General features: G+C 59.0%; 10 protein-coding genes and 1 pseudogene. 5 read left to right on the forward strand and 6 right to left on the reverse strand.

The features are described from left to right. The first annotated feature begins 110 nt into the window (after positions 1 to 110). The 4 genes from putP to AB4O01_RS22695 all read left to right on the forward strand — a co-directional run bounded on the left by putP (position 111) and on the right by AB4O01_RS22695 (position 5,313). On the forward strand, positions 111 to 1,595 hold the full coding sequence (gene putP, locus AB4O01_RS22680) for a sodium/proline symporter PutP (protein WP_460089605.1): 1,485 nt from the start codon (positions 111 to 113) through the stop codon (positions 1,593 to 1,595). Positions 1,596 to 1,946: 351 nt separating this feature from the next. Beyond that, a complete protein-coding gene (locus AB4O01_RS22685; RefSeq protein ID WP_460089607.1) occupies positions 1,947 to 3,962 on the forward strand; it encodes a type VI secretion system Vgr family protein in 2,016 nt (671 codons plus the stop codon). Further along, positions 3,952 to 4,665: a DUF4123 domain-containing protein gene (locus AB4O01_RS22690; RefSeq protein ID WP_460089609.1), complete on the forward strand. Its 714-nt coding sequence runs from the start codon at positions 3,952 to 3,954 to the stop codon at positions 4,663 to 4,665. The genes AB4O01_RS22685 and AB4O01_RS22690 overlap by 11 nt, the downstream gene beginning before the upstream one ends. 327 nt (positions 4,666 to 4,992) lie before the next feature. Next, complete coding sequence (locus AB4O01_RS22695) at positions 4,993 to 5,313, forward strand: hypothetical protein (RefSeq protein WP_186621237.1); 321 nt, start codon at positions 4,993 to 4,995, stop codon at positions 5,311 to 5,313. Between the two features lie 50 nt (positions 5,314 to 5,363). On the opposite strand, the gene AB4O01_RS22700 is transcribed toward AB4O01_RS22695, so the two are convergent. Continuing rightward, the gene (locus AB4O01_RS22700) at positions 5,364 to 5,819 is read right to left on the reverse strand and encodes a hypothetical protein (protein WP_460089611.1); all 456 of its coding nucleotides are present in this window, start codon (positions 5,817 to 5,819) and stop codon (positions 5,364 to 5,366) included. 888 nt (positions 5,820 to 6,707) lie between these two features. Between AB4O01_RS22700 and AB4O01_RS22705 the strand changes: the two are divergent. Further along, positions 6,708 to 7,546: pseudogene (locus tag AB4O01_RS22705) on the forward strand (23S rRNA (adenine(2030)-N(6))-methyltransferase RlmJ). A 127-nt stretch (positions 7,547 to 7,673) separates the two neighbouring features. On the opposite strand, the gene msrA reads toward AB4O01_RS22705, so the two are convergent. The 5 genes from msrA to aceE form a co-directional block, all read right to left on the reverse strand. Further along, positions 7,674 to 8,339, reverse strand: a complete 666-nt coding sequence (msrA, locus tag AB4O01_RS22710; RefSeq protein ID WP_123448336.1) for a peptide-methionine (S)-S-oxide reductase MsrA — start codon at positions 8,337 to 8,339, stop codon at positions 7,674 to 7,676. Positions 8,340 to 8,559: 220 nt separating this feature from the next. Next, the gene (locus tag AB4O01_RS22715; protein ID WP_093430121.1) at positions 8,560 to 11,256 is read right to left on the reverse strand and encodes a putative bifunctional diguanylate cyclase/phosphodiesterase; all 2,697 of its coding nucleotides are present in this window, start codon (positions 11,254 to 11,256) and stop codon (positions 8,560 to 8,562) included. 252 nt (positions 11,257 to 11,508) lie between these two features. After that, positions 11,509 to 12,906: an alkaline phosphatase D family protein gene (locus AB4O01_RS22720; protein ID WP_460089613.1), complete on the reverse strand. Its 1,398-nt coding sequence runs from the start codon at positions 12,904 to 12,906 to the stop codon at positions 11,509 to 11,511. 277 nt (positions 12,907 to 13,183) lie between these two features. Further along, positions 13,184 to 15,142, reverse strand: a complete 1,959-nt coding sequence (gene aceF / locus AB4O01_RS22725) for a dihydrolipoyllysine-residue acetyltransferase (RefSeq protein WP_460089615.1) — start codon at positions 15,140 to 15,142, stop codon at positions 13,184 to 13,186. 11 nt (positions 15,143 to 15,153) lie between these two features. Beyond that, positions 15,154 to 17,799 carry a pyruvate dehydrogenase (acetyl-transferring), homodimeric type gene (aceE, locus tag AB4O01_RS22730; protein ID WP_007915682.1) on the reverse strand — a complete coding sequence of 882 codons (2,646 nt, stop codon included), beginning with the start codon at positions 17,797 to 17,799 and terminating at the stop codon, positions 15,154 to 15,156. Positions 17,800 to 18,099: the final 300 nt, after the last annotated feature.

Raw genomic sequence — 18,099 nt, forward strand, 5'->3', positions numbered from 1 at the left:
GGGAAACATCAGTCCTAAATGCGCGGGATCCCGGATCGTCTGCCAAACGTCGTCGTTTGCGTGCGGTTCACCACCGCCGCTACATAAAAACAAAGCCAGGGCGTAACTCAATGAGCGTAAGCAATCCAACCCTGATCACGTTCGTGATCTACATCGCAGCAATGGTGCTGATCGGCTTGATAGCCTATCGCTCCACCAACAACCTTTCTGACTATATCCTCGGCGGTCGAAGCCTCGGCAGCGTCGTCACCGCGCTGTCCGCCGGTGCTTCCGATATGAGCGGCTGGTTGTTGATGGGCCTGCCGGGCGCCATCTATATGTCGGGTCTGTCTGAAAGCTGGATCGCCATCGGTCTGGTCATCGGTGCCTACCTGAACTGGCTGTTCGTTGCCGGCCGTCTGCGCGTGCAGACCGAGCACAATGGCGACGCCCTGACCCTGCCGGACTACTTTGCCAGCCGTTTCGAAGACAAAAGCGGCCTGCTGCGGATCATCTCGGCGATCGTGATTCTGGTGTTCTTCACCATCTACTGCGCTTCCGGCATTGTGGCCGGTGCCCGTCTGTTCGAAAGCACCTTCGGCATGTCCTACGAGACCGCGCTGTGGGCCGGTGCTGCGGCGACAATTGCCTACACCTTTATCGGCGGTTTCCTGGCAGTGAGCTGGACCGACACCGTACAAGCCACTCTGATGATTTTCGCGCTGATCCTTACGCCAATCATCGTGCTGCTGGCCACCGGTGGTGTCGACACCACGTTCCTGGCCATCGAAGCGCAAGATCCAAGCAACTTCGACATGCTCAAAGGCACCACTTTCATTGGCATCATTTCGCTGATGGGCTGGGGTCTGGGCTACTTCGGCCAACCGCATATCCTCGCGCGTTTCATGGCGGCGGATTCGGTGAAATCGATCGCCAAGGCGCGTCGCATTTCCATGACCTGGATGATCCTGTGCCTGGGCGGCACCGTGGCGGTGGGCTTCTTCGGTATCGCGTATTTCTCGGCACACCCGGAAGTGGCCGGCCCCGTGACCGAGAACCCTGAGCGCGTGTTCATCGAACTGGCAAAGATCCTCTTCAATCCGTGGGTGGCCGGTGTCCTGCTGTCGGCGATTCTGGCTGCCGTCATGAGCACCCTGAGCTGCCAGTTACTGGTGTGCTCGAGCGCCCTGACTGAAGATTTCTACAAAGCCTTCCTGCGCAAATCCGCCTCCCAGGTTGAGCTGGTCTGGGTCGGCCGCGCCATGGTGCTGTTGGTGGCACTGATCGCGATCGCTCTGGCCGCCAACCCGGAAAACCGCGTACTGGGCCTGGTGTCCTACGCATGGGCCGGTTTCGGTGCTGCGTTCGGTCCGGTTGTGCTGATTTCGGTTATCTGGAAAGGCATGACTCGCGACGGCGCACTGGCCGGTATTCTGGTCGGCGCGATCACCGTGGTGGTCTGGAAGCATTTCGAACTGCTGGGTCTGTACGAAATCATCCCGGGCTTCATCTTCGCCAGCCTGGCCATCTACATCGTCAGCACGATGGGCGAGCCGACCAGAGGCATGGTGCAGCGCTTCGACGCGGCGGAAAAAGATTTCCACCTGAACAAGTGATTGTTCTGAGCTGAGGCTCACCGGAAAACGGCCCGTTTCCTATAGGAGGCGGGCCGTTTTTTTGTGCCTGTAATTTCTCTGATTCACCGCGATCCCCTGTAGGAGTGAGCCTGCTCGCGATAGCGGTTCATCAGTAACGAAAATGTTGACTGTCACACTGCTATCGCGAGCAGGCTCACTCCTACAAGGTTCGGCGGTGGTTTTGGAGACTTGTCTGTAGTTGAAGGCGCCGCTTTTTGCAGGGTTTTTCGTCAATGAAAGTAGGGCAAATCTGATTTTCCCGTCACCCATTCATCACCCCTTGCCCCTCATGCAGAATCGCCCGCCCTTCATTCTGCAGAGAGACATCGGATGTTCGCGCCTGCCAATCAACCGCGTTTCACGTTGACCCTCGAAGGCGCCCAACATGACCTCAAGGTCCTTGAGTTCACGGGCAAGGAAGCCATCAGCCAACCCTTTCGTTTCGAGCTGGAACTGGTCAGTGAACGGCCGGACCTGGACCTCGAAAGCCTGCTGCACTGTCAGGCGTTTCTGAGCTTTGATGCGGACGGTTCCGGCGTCCACGGTCAGATTTATCAGGTCGGGCAGGGCGATTCCGGGAAACGTCTGACGCGTTATCACATCAGCCTGGTCCCGCGTCTGACCTACCTCGGCCAGCGGATCAATCAGCGGATCTTCCAGCATCTGACGGTGCCGCAAATTGTCGCGCGAGTGCTCAAGGATCATTCGATCCTGCGTGATGCTTTTGAATTTCGCCTCGGCAGCGATTACCCGGTGCGTGAGTATTGCGTGCAGTACGCCGAGAGTGACCTGGCCTTTATCCAGCGCCTGTGTGCCGAAGTCGGCATTCATTACCATTTTCAGCACGGTCCCCACGGTCACCTGTTGGTTTTTGGCGATGACCAGACCGTGTTCCCGCGTCTGGGCGAGTCGACGGTTTATCTGCCGGGCAGTGGCATGTCCGCTGGCGCGCGGGCGATTCAGCGCTTTAACGTTCGCGTCGAAACCCGTACCAGCGTGGTCACCCGACGCGACTACAACTTCGAAAAGCCGCGGCTGCAGTTGCAAAGCCGTGTCGACGGCGAGCAGCGCCCGGTGCTGGAGGACTATCACTTCCCCGGCCAATTCAATGATCGGGAAACCGGCAAGCACCTGGCCCAGCGGGCACTTGAGCGACATGTCGCCGATTACCGTCAGGCTGAGGGCGTCAGCGACGAATCCGCATTGGTTTGCGGACATTTCCTGCAACTGACCGAGCATCCGCGCCACGACTGGAATGACCTGTGGCTGCTGACCGCCATCGAGCATCATGGCCGCCAGCCGCAGGTGCTGGAGGAATCGGTGACCAGCGATGGCGAGGGATTTCAGGGTTACCGTAATAGCTTTCTCGCCGCACCGTGGGACGTGTTCTTCCGCCCGGCGCTGGGGCCGGAAAAACCACGCATGCTCGGCTATCAACCGGCGGTCGTGACCGGGCCGAAAGACACGGAAATCCACTGCGACGAGTACGGCCGGGTCAAGGTGCAACTGGCCTGGGATCGCGACGGCGAATTGAACGAGCACTCCAGTTGCTGGCTACGCGTTGCTACTAACTGGGCGCACGACCGTTACGGCAGCGTGCTGATTCCGCGAGTCGGCATGGAAGTGCTGGTCGGTTTCATCGATGCCGACGCCGACAAGCCTTTGGTCGTGGGCTGCCTGCCCAACGCCGCGACGCCGATTCCGCTGGATCTGCCGGCGGACAAGACTCGTAGCATTTTTCGTAGTCAGAGCAGCCCCGGCGGTGGCGGCTACAACGAACTGCGCATTGAGGATAAGAAAGGCGCTGAGGAAATCTATCTGCGCGCCCAGCGTAACTGGACGCAGCATGTGTTGAACGATCAACAAGTGCAGGTCGATAACCAGCGCAGCATCGTCGTCACCGGCACCGCTCGGCATGAGTTGAAGGCTGATGAGCAGCGCATCACCCACGGGCAGCGCCAGACCGAAGTGAAGCAGGACGATCATCTGAGCGTGACCGGCGACCGTCATGTTCGCGTGAGTAATCAGGCGATCAGCGCCAGTGGGCAATTCCACGTCAGCGCCGGTCAGCAAGTGGTCATCGACGGCGGCGCGAGTGCGACGATTCAGGCGGGCGGGCAGTGGATCAACATCGGCCCGGGCGGGATTTTCAGCAGCGTGCCGATTGTTGTGGGCGGTGCGCCGATGGCGGCGATGAGTGCCGCGCCGGTTGTACCGGGATTGCCGGAGAAACTCGCCGCCGCGCCGGCTGCCATGCTCACCGCTGCACAAATCATGAGTTTTAAAGGTGATGCGCCATTCTGCGAAGAGTGTGAGCGTTGCAAGGACGGTCTCTGTGCAGCCTGATTCCCTTTTGCCTGTTGATTGGCTGGCGCGTGAACCGTTGAGCGCATCCGAGCAATTGTTCGCGGTGTTCAGCAATGCCAGCGAGGCAAAGCCGTTCAAGGCTTGGTCAGAAGCGGCCAGTCCGATCTGGGCCGGGACGATCTATGCCGAGTGGGATGCGGTGATGCCTTACGTGGGAATTGTCGCTGCTGACAGTGAGTTTCTGCATTGGGTCGCCACTACCGAGTCGCGGGACTGGGGATGGTTGGCGGTTTCTTCGGCGAGTCTTGAAGAGCTGGTGGCGCACTTTCGCAGCCTCACCCAAGTGTGGATGCCGGGCGGCAAAACGGTGTTTTTTCGTTTCTGGGACGGGCGGTTTCTCTTGCCGGTTCTGCAGGCCAATGAAGTGGATGCGGCGCAGCTGTTTCCGCTGATCGGGCGTTGTTTGATCAATGGACATGCGCTGGAAATTGGTGGCAGGGCGCAGGTTTCGGCAAGGGCATTCCCGTGGTGGCAGGTGCCGGAGTCAGTGCTGGCGCAGCAGGGTAATGACGTGCAAACGGCCAATGCGTTGCAGTGGTTGAGCGAAGAATATCCGGTTCTTTTCGAGGCCTTTCCCGAGGCGGTTTTGCGTTGCAAGGTGAGGCGGTTTTTTCAGGTTTCAATGTCGGAAGATTCGTCGCAATCGGCGTTACTGGCGTTTTTGCTGGCAGAGTCGGAGTGAGTTTTCGGGGCGAAGGTCTCAGACGATTCCTTCGAGTTGCGGCGGTTTTCATGAACTGGTGGGCGGTGGGTTGCAGGGATAGTCTTTTCGTTGTCACTGCGAGAGTGGTGGCAGGGTGTAGGAGCCCTCTACCTATGGTGCATCAGCGCTGTTGTTTGAATTGCGGCACGTAACTTGTGTGAGCAATGTCGTCAGCGGCGGCTGTGTGCGGGACACGCTTCGGCGTGGCCGAATTCCATGGGTCGGTTTCCTACTCCCGTGCACGGCTGCCACCCAATCCCGTAGGAAGGAATGCGGCAGTTCACTTACACTCTATGGAAGATAGAAATGACGACAATACGAACGGCTCCACCCTACGAAAAGATCATCCCCCATCCTGACAACCGCTTCATGGCCCTGACCGGCAATTGCAGCGACATGCCGACGCTGTTCATCGACACCCACGTGCCCCTCGACATCCTCATGGACGCCGCCAACCATCGTCTGCGCGCCGTGATCCAGGTGCTGGAAAACATGTGCATGCGCGGCTCGGTCGAATGCGACTCCGTCATCCTCAGCGACTTCGCCCAGCTCTGCGTGATTCCTTTGCGCGACGGCTGTGATGTGCTGGATGTCATCGGCAGGCGCCTGCGCGGCATGCCCGCCTGAAAAAGGTCAAAAGATCGCAGCCTGCGGCAGCTCCTACACGAGATTGGTGCTCACTCTGTTGGAGCTGCCGAAGGCTGCGATCCTTTGACTTTGATGGATGGAATGTACGCATCCTGCGATTTGATAAAGCGGCTGAACGCCTCGGAGTTGTAGACCTTCAGGCACGCAAGGAACACTACTTTTTCATTCGAGTATTTGCTGTTTGAAGGTGTCTCTTCGTAAGCCGTTAATACGTAGTTTCGGGTTTCTTTATAGGGGTCGTGCAGCACCTGCAGTGTGTCTTCATTTTGCAGGATGGAATGCATGCCTTTGCCCATGAACGAATAGGCATTGGCGGACAATGCGATGTCTTTTTCCAGCGCGGAGTGTTCGTTGAATGGCTTCAGAATGCAGTGGCTCAGGCCGTAGTTCTTTAGTGTCTCGCGTGCCTGTTCAATGTGAGTTTCGTCGGCAAGGGCGAGGTATGGGCTAAGCAGGCTGAATAAGCAGATGATCAGATATCGCATGAGTTTTTGACTTCCTGTCGTTCATGGCTAGCCAGTTTAACGCCATAAAAGCAAAGCCCCTCACCCTAACCCTCTCCCAGAGGGAGAGGGGACTGACCGAGTTGTCTGGGTGATGTACGCCGACCTGCGACTTCAGCGGTGAACTTCGCTTGGTCAAGCCTGGAGGGTGGTGTTCTTTCTGGGGACTGACCGAGTTGTCTGGGTGATGTACGCCGACCTGCGACTTCAGCGGTGAACTTCGCTTGGCCAAGCCTGGAGGGTGGTGTTCTTTCTGGGGACTGACCGAGTTGTCTGGGTGATGTACGCCGACCTGCGACTTCAGCGGTGAACTTCGCTTGGCCAAGCCTGGAGGGTGGTGTTCTTTCTGGGGACTGACCGAGTTGTCTGGGTGATGTACGCCGACCTGCGACTTCAGCGGTGAACTTCGCTTGGTCAAGCCTGGAGGGTGGTGTTCTTCGGGAGACTGACCGAGTTGTCTGGGTGATGTACGCCGACCTGCGACTTCAGCGGTAAACTTCGCTTGGCCAAGCCTGGAGGGTGGTGTTCTTTCGGGGGACTGACCGAGTTGTCTGGGTGATGTACGCCGACTTGCGACTTCAGCGATGAACTTCGCTTGGCCGAGCCTGGATGGAGGTGTTGTTTCGGGGGACTGACCGAGTTGTCTGGGCGGTTTACGCCGACTTGCGACTTCTGCACTGATCTTCGCTTGGACAAACCTGAGATCACGCTGATCTTTCAGGTCGGTGTAACTCGCAAGATCACCACCGTCAGTCCCCTCTCCCTCGGGGAGAGGGCTAGGGTGAGGGAAAGGCTTTTGTCCGCTCGGCTGCGAACCCCTGACTTGCCGCCCGGTAAAAGGTAAACTTTGCGCCCTTCGCAGGAGCAGCCATGAATTATCGTCACGCCTTCCATGCCGGCAATCACGCCGATGTGTTCAAACATCTGACCTTGACCCGCCTCATCGCCTTGATGTCGCGCAAGGAGCAGCCGTTTGCCTATCTCGACACGCACGCCGGCATCGGTCTGTATGACTTGCAGGGCGATCAGGCCAACCGTACCGGTGAGTACCTGGAAGGCATCGCGCGCTTATGGGATCAACCGGATCTGCCGGCGCTGACCGCCGACTACATGAAGGTGCTGCATGATATGAACCCGGACGGCCAGTTGCGCTATTACCCGGGTTCGCCGGAGCTGGCGCGGCGCCTGACCCGCCCGCAGGACCGGGTGATGCTCAACGAGAAGCACCCGGAAGACGGCGTGCTGCTCAAGGACAACATGGCCGGCGATCGTCGGGTCAAGGTTCATCTCGGCGAAGGCTGGCACGTCGCTCGTGCGATGTTGCCGGTGCAGGAAAAACGCGCGGTGATGTTGATTGATCCGCCGTTCGAGCAGCTCGACGAGATGCAACGTTGCGCGGCGTCGTTGAAAGAGGCGATTGGTCGTATGCGCCAAACCGTGGCGGCGATCTGGTATCCAGTGAAGGACCAGCGTGCGTTGCGCCGTTTCTATCAGGATCTGGCTGGCACCGGTGCGCCGAAGTTGCTGCGTGTGGAGCTGCTGGTGCATCCGCTGGATACGCCGAACAGCCTGAACGGTTCGGGCATGGCGATTGCCAATCCGCCGTGGGGGCTGGAGGAGGAATTACGTGAGCTGCTGCCGTGGTTGTCGAAGAAGCTGGGGCAGACTCAGGGGGGTGGCAGATGGATTGGTTGATTGCCGAGAGCTGATCACTGACTGATCGTTCCCACGCTCCGCGTGGGAATGCAGCCCGGGACGCTCCGCGTCCCAACAGCGGACGCAGAGCGTCCATTGAGGCATTCCCACGCAGAGCGTGGGAACGATCAGTCGGTGGGGTCAGTTACCCGCCAAGCTCGGTGGCATGCACACGCCGGTGCCGCCGATCCCGCAATAACCCTCAGGATTCTTCGCCAGATACTGCTGGTGATACGCCTCGGCGAAGTACACGGTCGGCGCCTGTTCGATCTCGGTGCTGATTTCGCCCAGACCCGCCTTCGACAGTTCCGCCTGATACACCGCTTTGCTTTTCAGCGCCGCGTCCAGATGCTCAGGCGAGGTCGCGTAGATCACCGAGCGGTACTGCGTGCCGATGTCATTGCCTTGGCGCATGCCCTGCGTCGGGTTGTGCAGTTCCCAGAACATCGCCAGCAGCTCTTCGTAGCTGACCTTGGCCTTGTCATACACCACCAGCACCACTTCAGCGTGGCCGGTCAGGCCCGAGCAGACTTCTTCGTAGGTCGGATTCGGCGTGAAACCGCCGGCATAACCGACGACCGTGCTGACCACGCCTTCACGCTGCCAGAAGCGGCGCTCGGCGCCCCAGAAGCAGCCCAGACCGAAGATCGCAAAGTCGACGTCCTGGAAAAACGGGCCAAGCAGCGGGGTTTCTTCAAACACGAAGTGCTTTTCAGGCAGGGTCATCGCGGTTTCGCGGCCGGGCAGAGCTTGTTCTTTAGTCGGGAGCACGTTCTTGTTCACCAGAATTTCCGAGCGCAGAACCATGATCGTTCCTCTCAGTCAGGTTGGATGTGAAAAGTCAGACCGCCAGTGTGCCGAATGATGCCCGACTTCGCACTCTCCAAATGTGGGGGCGACGGTGCGACGATTCGACTTGCTCGCGAAAGCGGTGGGTCAGGCAATGTTGATGTTGACTGACACTCCGTCTTCGCGAGCAGGCTCGCTCCCACAGGGGAGTGTCTTCTAGAGGAACAGCTTGTGGTGATCAGAGGCAGAGCGGACCGCGCGGGTAGCGTTTCAGCGCTTGGATGAGTTCTGCGCCCGGAATCGGCCGGTCGAACAGGTAACCCTGTCCGACATCGCAACGGTGGCGGCGTAGGAACGCCAGTTGTTCGGCGGTCTCGATGCCTTCGGCCACAACCTTGAGTTTCAGGTTGTGCGCCATGGCGATCACCGCCGAGGTGATTTCCATGTCGTCCTGGTTGTCGGGAATTTCGTGGATGAAGCTACGATCGATCTTGATGATGTCGATCGGGAATTTCTTCAAATAACTCAGCGATGAATACCCGGTGCCGAAGTCGTCCATGGCTAGCGTCAACCCAAGGCGCTTGAGCTGGTCGAGTTGCAAGTGCGTGTCTTCGGTGGCTTCCAGCAGCAGGCCTTCGGTCAGCTCCAGCTCGAGCAGATTGGCCGGCAGCGCTTCTTCCTTGAGGATGTTGGCGATCGAGGCGACCAGATCCGGGTCGGAGAACTGTTTCGGCGACAGGTTGATCGCCACTTGCAGATTGCCCATGCCGGCGGCAGTCAACGCCTTGCTCATGCGGCAGGCCTGACGGGCGATCCACTTGCCGATCGGAATGATCAGGCCAGTTTCTTCGGCGACGCTGATGAACTGGTCCGGGCGAATCATGCCGCGTTCCGGGTGGTTCCAGCGCAGCAGCGCTTCCATGCCCAGCAGACGCCCGCTGCGCAGGCACAGCTTGGGCTGGTAGAACACGTCCAGCTCGTTCTGGGTCAGGGCTCGGCGCAGGTTGTTTTCGACGAACAGTTTGTAGCTGGCCTCGGCGTTCAGTGCTTCGGTGAAGACTTGCACCTGATGTTTACCGTTGGCCTTGGCTTTGTGCAGCGCCAGGCCGGCGTTACGCATCAGCGTTTGCGGATCGCGACCGTGTAGCGGCGCGCAGGCCAGGCCGACCGAACCGGTGACGCTGATCAACTGGTTGTCGACGAACATCGGCTTGTCGAGGGTCGCCAGCAATTGGTTGGCGATCTGCTGACCGGTCGCCAGGTCGGTGTCGTCGAGCAGCACGGCAAACTCGTTACTGGCGAACCGCGCGAGGCTGCCACTTGGGCTCAGGCTGTTGCGCAGACGCCGGGCCAGACTGATCAGCAGCTTGTCGCCGGTCTGGTGACCGAGGCTGTCGTTGATCCGCTTGAAATTGTCGATGTCGACCAGCAACAGGCTGATCGGCGTATCGCTATCGCGGGCGAAGCGTTCGTCCAGATTGCGGATAAACGCCGGCCGGTTGCCGAGGTTGGTCAGGTTGTCGGTGTAGGCCAGTCGTTCGATGCGCTGCTGCGCCAGTTTGGTCTGGGTGATGTCTTCGTAGATGCCGATGTAATGCGTCAGCTCACGGTTGTCACCGTAGACTTTGGAGATCGACAGCTGACCCCAGTACGGTTCGAGGTTCTTGCGGCGGCTTTTGAATTCGCCCTGCCAACTGTTGCTCTTGGCCAGCGCCGAGGGCGCGTCGAACAACAGTTCACTGAGGTTTTCCAGCGCCGGCAGCTCGGACAGACGCTGGCCGTGGACTTCTTCGGTGGTGTATTGGGTGATCGCGGTGAAGCTCGGGTTGACGTACTCGACCACGCCGTCGCAATTGACCAGCAAAAACGCGTTGGCGCTTTGCTCGACTGCACGCTGGAACAGGTGCAGGGCGCTGGTGGCAGTGCGGCGGTTGTGGTTGTTGATGACTTGCGCGAACTGGTCAGCCAGCTCGCCGGCAAAGGCGATTTCATCGGACTGCCAGGCGCGGGTGACGCCGGTCTGTTCCAGGCACAGCACGCCGACCACTTGCCCGTCGACGCGAATACTGGCGTCGAGCATGGCGTTGACGTCGCGCGGGCGCAGGGCTTCGGCCATCTCCCGGGTACGCGGGTCGCGCATCGCGTTGTGCGCATCGATGGCGCGACTGCCGTGCAGGGCGTCCATGTAATCCGGGAAGCTACTGATGTCGATCACGTCCGGAAGGATGTATTCCTGGGTCGCGCGGTGGTACGCGGAGATCGGCACCAGATGCTGGCCTTCGAGGTTCCACAAGCTGGCGCAGTCGATTTCATAGATATCGCAGGCGCAGCGGGTGATCAGCTCGGCGGCTTCCTGCAACGAGTTGTGCGTGCTGTAGCGCTGGCGCGCGAGCAGCAGAATCAGGTCCTGCTGGGCGCGCACGCGTTCCAGGTGCTGCAGTTGTTCCTGCTGCGCGCGTTGATTGAGTTCAAGGGCGATTTGCAGGCGTGAATTCTGGGTTTCGAGGTCGACGCAGGGCACCTGCGGCACTTCGTCGAACACATCATCGACCGCCAATAGATAGCCGCGCAGCAGATGACGATTGTGCTGTTTATACGCTTCGCCCAATTCGAGGATGTTCAGCTTGCCTGCGGCGGTGTGCAGGGTATAGCGCACCAGATAATGCGGGCTGTCGCGCAGTTGCTGCTGGATCGCGTCGTGCAGTTGATAGCGCGCTTCGGGTTCCATCAGGCTGGCGTAGGGTGAACCGACCAGGGCGCAAAGCTCAACGGCCGGCTGACCGAACTGGCGTTCACAGTTGGGATCGAGAAACAGCATCGCCCAACTGGCTTCATTCAAGCGCTCGAAACGCAGCATGCCGAGCCGCGAGGGCACAGGCAACTGCGTCACTACCTCGGCCGCCATACGGCTGGCGGCATCGGGTTGGCTCTTCATGAAGGGAACTCGCTTGGAAATATGCTGAACGCGCCGGGCTCTCGCCCTCTTTACTGTTGCCTGCGGCAAGGTTGCATCATTGCGGCACTGACTGACAAGAGACATGAAGGCCAAGTGCTATAAGAATATGTCGGCTGCGTCGGGCATTTCTCCAGCACGTCGTTGAAAAGAGTAAAAGATCGCAGCCTTGGGCAGTGTCTACAGGGGAATGCGCCCTCTGTAGGCGCTGTCGAAGGCTGCGATCTTTAAGGCTTAGCGCAGCTTTATGGCGATCGACTGCAGCCGTTTTCCATCCCGATCATGGTAATTGACCACAAGCTGATCAGCCTCGACCACCAAGTGGGCGAAATTGTCTTCACTCACCACCGTGCTGGTCAGTTCATGCCGATAATCGCCCGCCGCCGTGCGCACCAGCGGCTGATCCAGGATGAACGTGGACGCTTTGGCATATGGCAGCAGTTTGCTGTTGCACAGCGGCGAGGACACCACCGTGTGGATTTCGAAGTCCGGGTCTTCGCTGTGTGTCAAACGAGCCGTCAGCGAGCCATGCACGTCCCCGGAAATGAACACGACATTCTTGATTCGCCGGGTGCGGATGGTTTCCAGCAGGCGCAGACGTTGTTCGGGAAAGGCTTTCCAGGCGTCATCGCCGTGGCGTTTGCGATCGGGATAGAACATCACGCTGGTGACCACGAACTTGACCCGCGCTGTGCTGTGGCTCAGCCATTTGAGCAGGGCCTGTTCCTGTGCCTCGTCGAGGATGCGTCGGTCATCGGCTGACAAGTTGCGGCGGGTGCGACTATCGGTGACAAACCATTCGATATCGCCGTCGCTGAATTGATACCAGTAATGCTCAAGTGTCGAGTGATCTATTTCACCGTTACTTGTCAGCGGATGTACCGGGCTATGACTGGCCTGATACAACTCATAGGCAGCCATTGCGTTACGGTACAAGTCGCCGTCGGACTTGCTGGCATTGGCAGGCCAGTTATCTTCGATTTCGTGATCATCGAGAATCATGTAAGTCGACGTGCCAGACATCAACCGTTGAATGTTGGGTTGGGAAAACGCGGCGCGGTACTTGTTGAGAATGTCTTTGTATTCGCGATCCGGTGCGACCAGGTTCAAGTCGTCCACATAAATTTGATCGCCGGTCATCAATACCGCGCTGATCGGGGGTTGTATGCCCTCGATGAGCTGATTGATGGATGCAAAGATCCGGTCACCCAGTTGCGGCAGGGAGGCGATGCCTGCGGTCATGCGCAAGTAGCGGCAGGAGCCGACGATGTAGGCTCTGGGGTGCAGGGCTTTGCTGGAGCGGGTGCGCAGGCGATAGATTTCCCGTGGCCATTGCAACGGCAACTCGGCAACGCTGTCTGGCGTATGTACCGGATTCATCGGGCTGAACCAGCCGGTCTGATATTCATATTCGGTGTCGGCACTCAAGTTGTTGAGGGCGAACACATGTGACATGTCGCGTAATTCACTCAGTTGCGCAAAGTTACCTTTGGACCAATGTTGTGTGCTGGAAGCGCGATAACGAATCCCGGCAAATACCGGCGAGTTGTTCTGACGATTGCCACGCATGAAGATGCGCGCATGATCAGTTGTAACGTGGCCGGTAATTGGGCCGATAGTTGGTTTTAACATGTCGATTCCATTCGAATTAACTTGAATTAACAGGGTTTCACTAAGTTTTCTTAGTTGAATTGGTTGCGCCTAGGTTAGTTGCGTATCGAATAAAAAAGATCGGTGCCAAGTCGACCGGAGTTGTGGCCGATGTCAGCGCGACGTGTGGGAAAAAGACGAGGGAGGTGTTTCTTCAGGCAAAAAAAAAGCCCCGCCAAACTGACGGGGTTGAGGTACGAGCGTGTGGCGCTCGAAAGGGTGCAGCAATCGGCCCTCCGTTGCCGGAGGGCCGATCGAGTTACAGCAGGATCGTGCGGATGTCCGCCAGCAGGCTGCCCAGACGCTGGGTGAAGCGTGCGGCAGCGGCGCCGTTGATCACACGGTGATCGTAGGACAGCGACAGCGGCAGCATCAGTTTCGGCTGGAAGGCTTTGCCGTCCCAGACTGGCTGGATGGTTGCCTTGGAAACACCGAGGATCGCCACTTCCGGCGCGTTGACGATCGGCGTGAAGCCGGTGCCGCCAATGTGGCCGAGGCTGGAAATGGTGAAGCAGGCGCCCTGCATGTCGTCAGCGGTGAGCTTCTTGTCGCGGGCTTTGGCGGCCAGCGCAGCGGCTTCGGCTGCCAGTTGCAGCAGACTCTTCTGGTCGACGTTCTTGATCACCGGTACCAGCAGGCCATCCGGGGTGTCGACGGCGAAGCCGATGTTCACGTATTTCTTGCGGATGATCGCTTTGCCGCTTGGCGCCAGCGAACTGTTGAAGTCCGGCAGCTCCTTGAGCATGTGCGCGCACGACTTGAGCAGCAGCGGCAGGATGGTCAGCTTGACGCCAGCCTTCTCTGCAACGGCTTTCTGTGCAACGCGGAAGGCTTCCAGCTCGGTGATATCAGCCGAATCGAACTGAGTCACGTGCGGGATGTTCAGCCAACTGCGGTGCAGGCTCGACGCGCCGATCTGCATCAGGCGAGTCATCGGCACTTCTTCGATTTCGCCGAAACGGCTGAAGTCGACGACCGGAATCGGCGGGATGCCCGCGCCACCGGTTGCGCCCGCTGCAGCGGCCGGTGCTTCCTTGGCCTTCTGCATCATCGCTTTGACGTAAACCTGCACGTCTTCTTTCAAGATACGACCGTGCGGGCCGCTGGCGCCGACAGCGTTCAGCTCAACGCCGAACTCACGGGCCAGTTGACGCACCGCTGGGCCGGCGTGAACTTTCGCGCCCGGCTTGGCCGGTGCGGCGGCTGGAGCGGCAGCAGCAGGTGCAGCAGCCGGAGCGGCAGGTGCCGGAGCGCTCGGAGCAGCAGCGGCGGCAGCTGGAGCCGGGGCAGCAGCAGGCGCCGCGCCTTTGACTTTCAGCTTCAGAATCAGGTCGCCAGTACCGACTTCGTCATCCAGCTTGATGGAAACGCTTTCCACCACGCCAGCGGCAGGCGATGGGATTTCCATGCTCGCTTTGTCGGATTCCAGGGTGATCAGCGACTGGTCGGCTTCAACGCTGTCGCCAGCCTTGACCAACACTTCGATGATCTTGGCTTTGCCAGCCGAGCCGATGTCCGGAACGTGGATGTCCTGAACGCTGTCAGCCACCGGTGCTGCTGGCGCGGCTGCCGGAGCAGGCGCAGCGGCAGCGGCCGGTGCAGCAGCCTGGGCCGGAGCGGCAGCCGCAGGGGCCGCAGCACCCGCCACTTCCAGATCCAGAATCAGGTCGCCAGTGCCGACTTCGTCGTTGAGCTTGACGCTGATGGCTTTAACCACGCCAGCGGCAGGCGACGGGATTTCCATGCTCGCCTTGTCGGATTCCAGAGTGATCAAAGATTGATCAGCTTCGACGGTGTCGCCGACCTTGACCTGGATCTCGATGATCTGCGCCTTGCCCGACGAACCGATGTCCGGCACGTGCACTTGCTGAACCGAAGCGGCAGCAGGGGCAGCGGCTGGTGCAGTGGCAGCAGGCGCGGCAGCCGGTTTGGCCTCCGCTTTTGCGGCCGGCGCAGCGGCAGGAGCAGGGGCCGCTTCAGCGGCGCCCTCGACTTCCAGCTCAAGCAGTTCGTCGCCTTCTTTCAGACGGTCGCCCAGCTTCACTTTCAGGCTCTTGATGACGCCGGCTTTCGGGGCCGGCACTTCCATGCTGGCCTTGTCCGATTCCAGGGTCAGGATGCTCTGGTCGGCTTCGATACGGTCGCCGACCTTCACAAACAGTTCAATTACTTCACCTTCACCGCTGCCGATGTCAGGTACGCGAATGAGTTCGCTCACAAAATGTCTCCTCAGCAGTCCAGTGGGTTGCGTTTTTCCGGGTCGATGCCGAACTTGACGATGGCCTCAGCCACGACTTTAGGTTCGATATCACCACGGTCAGCCAGTGCTTCCAGGGCTGCCAACACCACGAAATGACGGTCAACTTCGAAGAAATGACGCAGTTTCTTGCGGCTGTCGCTGCGGCCGAAACCATCGGTGCCCAGGACTTTGAATTCCTTGGACGGTACCCACTGACGGATCTGCTCGGCGAACAGTTTCATGTAGTCGGTAGAGGCGATGACCGGACCTTTACGGCCGTTCAGACACTCTTCGACGTAGCTCAGCTTAGGCTTCTGGCCAGGCTTGAGACGGTTGCTGCGCTCGACAGCGAGGCCGTCGCGACGCAGTTCGTTGAAGCTGGTAACGCTCCAGACGTCGGCGCCAACGTTGAACTCTTCACGCAGGATCTTCGCCGCTTCACGGACTTCACGCAGGATGGTGCCGGAGCCCATCAGCTGAACGTGGTGCGCCGCATCGCGGGTGTCTTCTTCGAGCAGGTACATGCCTTTCTTGATGCCTTCTTCGGCACCGGCCGGCATGGCTGGCTGCTGGTACGACTCGTTCATCACGGTGATGTAGTAGAAGATGTCCTGTTGCTCTTCGGTCATCTTCTTCATGCCGTCCTGAATGATCACCGCCAGCTCGTAGCCGTAGGTTGGATCGTAGGTGCGGCAGTTCGGGATGGTTGCAGCCAACAGGTGGCTGTGACCGTCTTCGTGTTGCAGGCCTTCACCGTTCAGGGTGGTCCGGCCGGCGGTGCCGCCGATCAGGAAGCCACGGGTACGGCTGTCGCCGGCAGCCCAGGCCAGGTCGCCAATACGCTGGAAGCCGAACATCGAGTAGAAGATGTAGAACGGCAGCATCGGCTGGTTGTGGCTGGAGTACGAAGTACCGGCAGCGATGAAGGAGCTCATGGCGCCTGCTTCGTTGATGCCTTCTTCAAGGATCTGACCTTTCTGGTCTTCCTTGTAGAACATCACCTGGTCTTTATCGACTGGCTCGTAGAGCTGGCCGACGGACGAGTAGATGCCGAGCTGACGGAACATGCCTTCCATACCGAAGGTACGGGCTTCGTCCGGGATGATCGGAACGATGCGCGGGCCGATTTCCTTGTCCTTGACCAGTTGCGCGAGGATCCGCACGAAAGCCATGGTGGTGGAAATTTCACGGTCGCCGGAACCATCGAGGATGGCCTTGAGGGTGTCCAGGTCCGGCGTCGGTACGCTGAAGCTTTGTGCGCGGCGCTGAGGCACGAAACCGCCCAGTGCAGTGCGACGCTCACTGAGGTAGCGGGCTTCGGCGCTGTTTGGCTCTGGCTTGAAGAACGGCAGGTTCTCCAGCTCTTCGTCCTTGACCGGGATGTCGAAACGATCGCGGAACAACTTCAGGCTGTCGACATCGACTTTCTTGGTGTTGTGCGCAGTGTTCTTCGCTTCGCCGGCACCGGTGCCATAACCCTTGATGGTCTTGGCGAGGATAACGGTTGGTTGTTCTTTGTGGTTGACCGCTTCGTGGTAAGCCGCATAGACCTTGTACGGGTCGTGGCCGCCACGGTTGAGTTTCCAGATCTCGTCGTCGGACAGATCAGCAACCATCGCCTTGAGTTCTGGCGTGTTGAAGAAGTGTTCACGGACGAACGCGCCGTCTTTGGCTTTGTAGTTCTGGTACTCGCCGTCGATGACTTCGTCCATGCGACGTTGCAGGATGCCGTCGACGTCTTTGGCCAGCAGTGGGTCCCAGAAACGGCCCCAGATGACTTTGGTCACGTTCCACTGAGCACCGCGGAACACGCCTTCGAGTTCCTGGATGATCTTGCCGTTGCCGCGAACCGGGCCGTCGAGGCGCTGCAGGTTGCAGTTGATGACGAAGATCAGGTTGTCCAGCTTCTCGCGGCCGGCCAGGGAGATCGCGCCCAGGGATTCCGGCTCGTCGCACTCGCCGTCGCCCAGGAAGCACCAGACTTTCTGTTTGCCCGGCTGGATGAAACCGCGGTGTTCCAGGTACTTCATGAAGCGTGCCTGGTAGATCGCTTGAATTGGACCCAGACCCATCGATACGGTCGGGAACTGCCAGAAGTCAGGCATCAGCCAAGGGTGCGGGTAGGACGACAGGCCCTGACCGTCGACTTCCTGGCGGAAGTTGTTCATCTGGTCTTCGGTGATGCGGCCTTCCATGAACGCACGGGCGTAAACGCCTGGCGAAGTGTGGCCCTGGAAGTAGATCAGGTCGCCGCCGTGTTCGTCGGTCGGGGCCTGGAAGAAGTAGTTGAAGCCGATGTCATACAGGGTCGCACTGGAAGCGAAGCTGGAGATGTGACCACCCAGGTCAGAATCTTTCAGGTTCGTACGCATTACCATGGCCATCGCGTTCCAGCGTACCAGCGAGCGAATGCGGCGTTCCATGAACAGGTCGCCAGGCATGCGTGCTTCGTGGGTTACCGGGATGGTGTTGCGGTAAGGCGTGGTGATGGCGTAAGGGAGCTGCGAGCCGCTGCGGGTCGCGAGTTCGCCCATACGGGTCATCAGATAGTGAGCACGGTCTTCGCCTTCTTTGTCGAGAACCGATTCCAGGGCGTCCAGCCATTCCTGGGTTTCGACGGGATCGAGGTCTTGCATGGCTTGCTCCAGGGCGGAAAGGCTTCCAGAATCGGTTGCCTGAGTTTGCGACTGGCCTTGTGGGCAGACGATTTAAAATTCTTGGATTGCCGATAGGTTGTTCCGGCGGCGTGTAGTTTTACTACAAATCTTCCGGCATTTCAGCCTTTCGAATGTATAGACGAGTAGTAAAACTACAGAAGAATGGCTTGTGGCCTCCGGCTGCGTTGTGAGAATAATCGTTAAGGTTGGTCTTTTACCATCCGAAAAAGGTGAAACTTTGATGTTCGCTGCCAACGATAAAGAAATTTCAGCTATTTC

The organism is Pseudomonas sp. S2_E02, assembly GCF_054668355.1.